Origin of the sequence: Nonomuraea corallina, assembly GCF_027620315.1 — a bacterium.
Lineage (GTDB): Bacteria > Actinomycetota > Actinomycetes > Streptosporangiales > Streptosporangiaceae > Nonomuraea > Nonomuraea corallina.
The window spans coordinates 1-7,799 of record NZ_JAPNNL010000249.1 but is presented as its reverse complement, the minus strand read 5'-3'; the positions used below and the strand labels follow the sequence as shown (position 1 = coordinate 7,799).

Here is a 7,799-nt window from a genome sequence, read left to right as displayed (position 1 = left end):
CGGGCGGGTACGCGGTCGCGGCAGGGGGACGCGGACGAGGCCGCGGCCCTGTACCGGGAGGCGCTGGCGCTGGGTGAGTCCGTGGGCGACGACGCGACGGTGGCCACGGCCTGCCGCGAGCTGGCCCGGATGCACGCGGCCGGCGGCGAGCGGGACAGCGCGGTGCGGCTCGCCGAACGGGCGCTCGGCATCGACCGGGCCCGCGGGCGTCAGCGGGCCGTGGTGAGCGACCTGATCGCGCTGGGGCGGCTCGGCGACGGCGACCGGCTGGCGGAGGCGCTGTCGCTGGCCCGGCGGATCGACTTCGCCGAGGGTCAGGCCGTGGCGCTGGCCGAACTGGGCGCGCTGGACCTGCGCGCCGGGCGCTTCACCGCTGCCCGCGACCGCGCCTCGGCGGCCGTCGACCTCCTCGAAGCCGCCCCCGACCCGGCCAGGGGGCGCCAGGAACTGATCGACGGGCCCGCCGACGAGGAGCGGCGGGGCGCGTACGTGACCGGAAGGGGGCGCGAGGAGGACACGGGCGTGCACGTCAGCGGGGCAGGGCGTGAGGCGCTGGCGGGGGCGTACGCGACCAGGGCGGCGGCACGGGAGGAACTGGGCGACCTGGCGGAGGCGCTCGCCGACGCCGAACGCGCCGCTGACCTGCACGATCCCCGTTCGGCGGCCGTCGCGACACTCCGCGCCCGAGCGGTGCGGCTGGCCGTGCGCCTGGGCCGCGCGGCCACGGCCTGGTCCCACGCCGAACGGGCGCGCGAGTCGTTCCCCGGCCAGGAGGAGGAGGTCGCGCGGGCCGTCGGCGAGGACGCCCGGCGGCTCGCGGGCGTGCTCCCGGAGGCCACCGGCGTGCTCGCCTTCCATGTCGGGGACCGCGTGAGCGTGGTGGCGCACCGCGACGGCTGGGAAGGGCCGCGCGTGTTCGGCACGTCCGCCGGGCCGGAGCTGCTCGCCGAGTTCGCGGCTGCGGCCGGCGACGGCGGGCGGGCCGAGCTGTGGCGGGTGGTCGCCGACCTGCTGCTCGGTGACGCGGTCGAGGCGCTCGGCGACGACCTCGACGTGCTGTACCTGCTGCCGCACGGCCGGCTGCACGGCCTGCCGCTGCACGCACTCGCCCCGGACGGGCGGCCGCTGCTCGACCGCTACGCCGTGGCGTACGCGCCGTCCGCCGCCACGCTCGCCCGGCTGGCGCTGCGCCGCACCCGCCACGGCGGCCGGTCGCTCGTGGCCGGAGAAGGGGAGGAGGCCGAGGCGGTCGCGACGGCGCTGGGCGTCGCGCCGCTGACCGTCTCCGCCCGCGACCTGGAAGGCGTCTGGGACACCGTGCACCTGGCCTGCCGGGCCGCCTACGACGGCGCCGATCCGTACGCCTCGGCGCTCCTGCTGCCCGGCGGGCCGCTGACCGCCGGCGTGGTGGCGGAGCTGCGGATCGAGGCCCGGCTGGTCTCCGTGGGCGGCTGCGAGCAGGCGCCGGTCGGCGCGGGCGTGACGGCGCTCGGCCACGCCCTGCTCCGCGCGGGCGCGTCGGCGGCGCTGCTGCCGCAGTGGCCGGTGCGCCCGGAGGTGGCGCGGACGCTGCTGCCGTCCTTCCACGCCGGGCTGGCCACCGGCGGCCCGGGGGAGGCGCTCAGGGCCGCGATGCTCGAATCACGGGAGCGGTACGGGGCCTCGCGCCCGGACCTGTGGGCCCCCTACGCCCTGATCGGGCTGGCGGCGTGAGCCTCGCCGATGAGAGACCCGACCGTCAGGGAGGTCCCCCATGTCCTTGATCCCTCGGAGGGCGGGCCGCCGCCGGAGAGGCTGGTGGATCGCGGGCACGGTCACCGCGGTTCTCCTGAGCGCGGCCGTGGTGCTGATCGCGCTCGCCTTCCCGTCCGTCGCGGCCACCATCTGCCCCGGCTGTTACGGCCTCGAACGGCTCGGTCCGGGCGTGTACGTCGAACCCCGTCTCGCGCCGGCCCAGCGCCGGCACGTGGCCGAGGTGGTCGAGCAGGCCGACCAGCGGGTACGTGACTTCTTCGGCGGCCGGGCGAGCGCCCCCGACATCCTCGTATGCCTGTCGGACGACTGCTACCGCCGGATCGGCGGCGGGGAGCGCGGCGTCGCCGTGCTCAACCGGTCGGTGATGCTGTCTCCGCGCGGCGTCGATCCCGTGATCGCCTCGCACGAGCTGACCCATGTGGAGCTGCACGCCCGGCTGGACGGCGCCGACGTCCCACAGTGGTTCAACGAGGGCCTGGCCGTCCTGGTCAGCGACGACCCCCGCTATCTCGCCCCGGCCGGCGACCGCTGCCTGCTCGACTCGCGCCGGGCCCTGCCGGCGACGCTCGGCGACTGGCTGCGCGCGGGGTCGGCGGATCACCGTATCTACGCCGAAGCCGCCTGCCAGGTGAGTCGCTGGGCGGAGGCGAACGGCGGGGAACAGGCCGTGCCCGCGCTCATCGAACGGCTGTCAGCGGGACAGGCCTTCCCCGACCTCCGGACGCCGGCCGCGACCCCCTCGCCGTCTTCCTGACCACCGCGCCGATGACTGCACGGGGGTGAGGTCGTCCGCGGAGCGGCTCCCGCTCCGGCGGCTCGTCGCCTGGTGCTGACGGCCTCCGGCGGCTCACAGGTAAGGGCGCGCGACCGTCACCAGCTCGGACGGGGCGTCGCGGGTGTGGACGTCGACGGCGGTCTCGGGGGTGCGCTCGCGGACGTCGCGGTCGCGGATGGCGAACACGGCGGGCGGCGCCCCGGCGTCGCCGTAGCGGGCGTCGACGGCTGAGGCGATCGCCACGCGCAGGTCGGCCACCACCTCGCGGGCCGCGTCAGCGCCGCACGTCGCCGCCAGATGGCCCAGCATCCCGGCGAAACGCGACTCGGTCTCGGCGGCGGGCCGCTGCCCGGGCAGCACCGGGCGGTCGAGCCAGAACACCTTGCCCGTGAGGAAGGCGTCGTAGCTCGCGCCCTCGTGGCCGAGCGTGCGCGCCGCGCCGGCGAGCAGCTCGCCGAACTCCGTCAGCTCGGCCCCGGGCGGCAGGTCGGTGGTGACGAACAGGGGCACGATCAGCGCGTCGAGCATGGGCCATCCCTCCGTGAGGAGCCTCATCGTAGGGCCCGCCACCGACAATTCCCCGCGCCGACACCCTGGCGGCTCAACCGCCCGCCGCCTCTGTCAGCCGGCGGGCCAGCACCCGCAGGTGCGCCGCCAGCTCGGGCGGCTCGTGCACCTCGAAGGCCGTCCCGAGCGACACCATCCAGTACGCCAGCTCGTCCAGTGAGTTCGCGCCGCTGGTCAGCAGGCAGCGCTCCGCGTCCAGCGGCTCCACCACGGCCACCGAAGGCCCCATCCGCGCCGCGACCGCCTCCGCCGGGGCCCGCACGGTGACCCGGCACCGATAACGGTACGGCGCGCTGGAGATCTTGTGTGAGGTGTAGGCCGCCAGGTCCTCGGCGGGCGGCCGGCGCGGCGTGAACCGCGGCCCGTTCGGCGTCCGCAGCCGCAGCCGGTCCACCCGGAACACCCGCCAGTCGGCCCGCCCCGGGTCGAACGCCACCAGATACCAGCGCCGCCCCGAGGACACCAGCCGGTGCGGCTCCACCAGGCGCTCGCTGTGCGTGCCGTCGCCGGACTCGTAGCCGAAGCGCAGGCTCTCATGGTCGCGGCAGGCGGCCGCGATGGCCGACAGCGTGTCCGCCTCGACCGGCGCCGCTCCGCCCGTCAGCGGCACGGTCATCGACTGCAGCGCGTTCACCCGGTGCCGCAGCCGGGACGGCAGCACCCGTTCCAGTTTGGCCAGCGCCCGGACGGAGGTCTCCTCGATGCCCGCGACGCTGCTCTGCGCGGCCGTGCGCAGCCCGACGGCCACGGCCACCGCCTCCTCGTCGTCGAGCAGCAGCGGAGGCAGGTCGCCGCCCGCGCCGAGCCGGTAGCCGGGCACGCCCGCGGTCGCGTCCACCTGATAGCCCAGCTCGCGCAGCCGTTCCACGTCGCGGCGGACGGTACGGCCGGACACGCCGAGCCGCTCGGCCAGCTCCGATCCCGGCCAGTCGCGCCGCGTCTGCAGCAGGGACAGCAGTCTCAGCAAGCGGGCGGAGGTCTCCAGCACACCTAGGATCGTAGCTGTCCTAACCGGGTTCTAGCGTGGCTGGCATGAGCCACGACATCACGCCTTTCCGTATCGACATCCCCCAGGCCGATCTGGACGACCTGCGCGAACGCCTCGCCCGCACCCGCTGGCCCGACGAACTGGACGGCGCCGGCTGGTCGTACGGGGTGCCGGTCCCGTACGCGCGAGCTCTCGCCGAGTACTGGCGCACCGGCTTCGACTGGCGCGCCCAGGAGGCCGCGCTGAACGCGTTCCCGCAGTTCACCACCGAGATCGACGGCCAGAACGTGCACTTCCTGCACGTGCGCTCGCCCGAGCCGGACGCGCTGCCCCTGCTGGTCACGCACGGCTGGCCGGGATCGGTGGTCGAGTTCATGAACGTCCTCGGCCCGCTCACCGACCCCCGCGCGCACGGCGGCGACCCGGCCGACGCCTTCCACGTCGTCGCCCCGTCCATCCCCGGGTTCGGCTTCTCCGGTCCCACCCGCGAGCGCGGCTGGGACCTGGCCAGGGTCGCCGCCGCCTGGAAGGAGCTGATGCGCCGCCTGGGCCACGAGCGGTACGGGACGCACGGCGGCGACTTCGGCGCCGCGGTCTCGCCCGAGGTGGGCAGGCTCGACCCGGGGCGGGTCGTGGGCGTGCACGTCAACGGCGGCCTCGGCTTCCCGAGCGGCGACCCGGCCGAGCTGGAGGGCCTGACCGAGGCCGAGCAGGCCCGGCTCGCCCGGTACGGCGACCAGGACGCCGTCGGCTACGCGATGATCCAGGCCACCCGGCCGCAGACGCTCGCGTACGGGCTGCACGACTCGCCGGCGGGACAGCTCGCCTGGATCGCCGAGAAGTTCAAGGAGTGGACCGACCCCGCCCGCGAGCTGCCCGAGGACGCCGTCGACCGCGACCAGCTGCTCGCCAACATCAGCGTCTACTGGCTGACCGGCACCGCAGGCTCGGCGGCCCGCCTCTACAAGGAGAGCGCGCCGACCTGGGGGAAGCCGCCGGAGCCGTCGGCGCTCCCGCACGGGGTGGCCGTCTTCCCCGGCGACCCGGGCATCCGCCGCTTCGCCGAGCGTGAGCACAAGATCGTGCACTGGTCGGAGTTCGACCGCGGCGGCCACTTCGCCGCGATGGAGGCCCCCGACCTGCTGGTGGGGGACGTCCGGGCGTTCTTCAGGCTGGTCCGCTGAGTCAGCGGCCCGGCCAGTCGTCCTCGACGGCGGCGTGGATCACCGAGTCGCGCCAGCCGTCGGGGGTCGCCACGTGGTGGCGCAGGACGCCCTCCTCGACCATGCCCGCGGTCAGCATGGCCAGCTGCGCGGGCAGGTTGGAGGGGGCCCGCGCGCCCCAGATGCGGTGCAGGCCGAGCTGTTTGAAGCCGAACCCCAGCAGCAGCCGCACCAGGTCGGTGCCCATGCCGCGGCCCCAGTGGTCGGGGCGCAGCCCCAGGCGGAGCTCGGCGCAGTGCGGCTGCTCGGCGTCGATGCGGAGCCGGGCGGTGCCGATCAGCTCCTGGTCGGCGGCGTCGAGCACGGCCAGCGCGTAGAGCAGGCGCGGCTCCCTGGCGGCGGCCGCCCTGGCCTCGCGCACCATGTCGGCGACCTGTTCGAGCGTACGGGGTGCGAACGGCATGTGCTGGGTCGCGGCCGGATCCCCGTAGATCGCATGCAGCGGCGCGATATCCGCCTCAACGACCTCACGAAGCCACAAACGCTCACCTTTGCACACGACCTCGCACATGGGCCGACGGTAACGCTACTTCCGTGATCTCTACAAGACCATGTCAAGTGGCGAGTTGACTGCCGTAGGCGCGGGCGACGAGTTCGGCGATCATGCTGTGCGCGCCGAGCGGCTCCGCGTGGCCGGCGCCGATCGCCTCGGCGGCGTGTCCGACCAGGTCGGCGGGGGCCTCGTCGCCGATCATGCACGGTGCGACGGCCAGCCGGGCGGCTCCGGCCGCGCGCAGCCGGTCCGCGGCTACGGTGACGCCGGGCTCCCTGTCAAGCGAGGCGGCCACCACCGGCAGCGTCAGCCGGGAGGCCAGCAGCACCGCGGTCGCCTGGGCGGCGTGCACCGCCGGCTCGCCGCCGACCATGCCGAGGATGACCGCGTCGACGGGGCTGGAGACGTTGAGCAGGCGGACCCGGTCGGCCCTGGCCAGACCGCGCTCGGCCAGCTTGATGTGGAGCGCCTCGGCGAGCAGCGGGTGCGGGCCGAGCGCGCCCGTCACGACGGCGGCCGAGCCGCTGCCGGCCACGGCCTGGTGGAGGGGGCCGAGCACCGCGGGATCGTCCCAGGTGAGCAGGGGCACGACGACCGCGTCCCGGTCCGCAGGCAGCGCCGGGGCCAGCTCGTCCACGGCGGTGAGCCGTACCTCGATCTGGGGGTTGTCGACGCGCACGACGGCGGCGATCTCCGCCGCCACGCCTGAGGCGCCGCCGGGCGCCGCGAGCACGAGAACGGGCGCGTCCGGTGGCAGGGACGTGGGGACCGGCCGGCGGTGGCGGCCCCCGCCCGGGCGGGGGGAACGTTCGCGTACAGGGAGGCTCACAGGCGCGCAGTTTATGCGTATTCGGCCGATCAGGTTCCGGGAATCGGCGGCGATTGCATTACGACGAGCACGCTTGTGACCGAGATCACACCGTGCTCGATCACGATGTGCGCGGCTGCGCCGAGGCGCTCTGACTGGACGAACACTCCGGAACGGCTCACCGGGTGGGCACCACGACCGCGTCCTGGTTGCCCGGGGCGTAGACGGTGATGCCCTGCGGGAGCGACTTGAGCTTGTCGATCTCGGCGCAGGCGGGACACTTGTCGTAGCCGTCCTGCCTGGCCTGGTTGGCCCTGGCCTCCGCCTCGGCCTGCGCCACCCGCGCCCGCGCCTCCGACACGGCGGCGCCGGCCGCCAGCGAGCGGTCCACCGACTTCTGCACCTCGGCGGGGAGCGTCACCCTGGACAGCGAGAAGGTCATGCCGGTGAAGAACGCGCCGCCCAGCGTGCGCGGCAGGTCGCGGGCGAGCGCCGCGTTCACGCCGTCCTGCACCGCCTTGATGCTCGGGTCGCTGTCGCGCGGCCGCAGGGCCGAGCTCTCCAGCAGCGAGCACGACGTCACCAGCTCGGCGCAGCGCCGGGCGCCGACCTCGGCGCGGAGCGCGTTGTCGATCACCGGCCGGACCGCCTGGCCGAAGAACGCGGTCCACCCCGCGTCGCCGTCCCACGCGTGCAGGAAGGAGTCGTCCTGGGCGCGGAAGGTACGCGTCCCGTACCTGTCGTCGAACGCCGTCAGCGTCGCCGGGTCCAGGGTGAGGGTGAAGTAGAGGGTGCCTTCGACGCCCAGGTTCACGCCGTCGCTGCTGGGCACCGTCACCACGTCCACGCCCAGCGTGGTGGCGCGCCGGGGGTCGGCGGTGATCGTGTAGAAGCGCTGCTGCGCCGGGTACGGGTGCACCGAGGACCACAGGCCGGTCCAGGTCATGCCGGAGCCCGGCGGGATGACCTGGCGGACCCGGGTGTCGTCGAACCAGCCGCCGTCGCGGACCACCGCCACCTCTCCGGCGTCGGTCCGTTCCAGGCCCCCGACGACCGCGACGAGCGACGGCACGCAGATCAGCGCGGCGATCACGAGCAGGGTGGTGCGCATGGTGGTCCTCCCCCCGGGGGGGGGGGGGGGGGGGCGCCCCCCCCCCCGGGGGGGGGGGGGGGGGGGGGGGGCCCCCCCC

8 protein-coding genes are annotated in these 7,799 nt (G+C 75.4%); 3 read left to right on the top strand and 5 right to left on the bottom strand.

Going from position 1 to position 7,799, the window contains the following annotated elements; translation table 11 throughout:
- Nucleotides 1-1,713: CHAT domain-containing protein (locus OUY22_RS34505; protein ID WP_270159497.1), on the top strand; the 1,713-nt coding region annotated here is incomplete at its 5' end.
- A 40-nt stretch (nt 1,714-1,753) separates the two neighbouring features.
- Entirely contained in the window at nt 1,754-2,509 is a 756-nt protein-coding gene (locus OUY22_RS34500; protein WP_270159496.1) for a hypothetical protein, read from the top strand.
- Between the two features lie 93 nt (nt 2,510-2,602).
- On the opposite strand, the gene OUY22_RS34495 is transcribed toward OUY22_RS34500, so the two are convergent.
- On the bottom strand, nt 2,603-3,058 hold the full coding sequence (locus tag OUY22_RS34495; RefSeq protein ID WP_270159495.1) for a hypothetical protein: 456 nt from the start codon (nt 3,056-3,058) through the stop codon (nt 2,603-2,605).
- 73 nt (nt 3,059-3,131) lie between these two features.
- Nucleotides 3,132-4,085 carry a helix-turn-helix transcriptional regulator gene (locus OUY22_RS34490; protein ID WP_270159494.1) on the bottom strand — a complete coding sequence of 318 codons (954 nt, stop codon included), beginning with the start codon at nt 4,083-4,085 and terminating at the stop codon, nt 3,132-3,134.
- 44 nt (nt 4,086-4,129) lie between these two features.
- Here OUY22_RS34490 and OUY22_RS34485 point away from each other — a divergent pair, with 44 nt between their 5' ends.
- Nucleotides 4,130-5,269, top strand: coding sequence for an epoxide hydrolase family protein (locus tag OUY22_RS34485; protein ID WP_270159493.1), 1,140 nt, complete (start codon nt 4,130-4,132; stop codon nt 5,267-5,269).
- Between the two features lies 1 nt (nt 5,270).
- On the opposite strand, the gene OUY22_RS34480 is transcribed toward OUY22_RS34485, so the two are convergent.
- The 3 genes from OUY22_RS34480 to OUY22_RS34470 form a co-directional block, all read right to left on the bottom strand.
- Nucleotides 5,271-5,789 carry a GNAT family N-acetyltransferase gene (locus OUY22_RS34480; protein WP_270159492.1) on the bottom strand — a complete coding sequence of 173 codons (519 nt, stop codon included), beginning with the start codon at nt 5,787-5,789 and terminating at the stop codon, nt 5,271-5,273.
- Between the two features lie 73 nt (nt 5,790-5,862).
- Nucleotides 5,863-6,630 carry a hypothetical protein gene (locus tag OUY22_RS34475; RefSeq protein ID WP_270159491.1) on the bottom strand — a complete coding sequence of 256 codons (768 nt, stop codon included), beginning with the start codon at nt 6,628-6,630 and terminating at the stop codon, nt 5,863-5,865.
- 157 nt (nt 6,631-6,787) lie between these two features.
- Nucleotides 6,788-7,720, bottom strand: a complete 933-nt coding sequence (locus tag OUY22_RS34470; RefSeq protein WP_270159490.1) for an SPFH domain-containing protein — start codon at nt 7,718-7,720, stop codon at nt 6,788-6,790.
- Between the last annotated feature and the right edge of the window lie 79 nt (nt 7,721-7,799).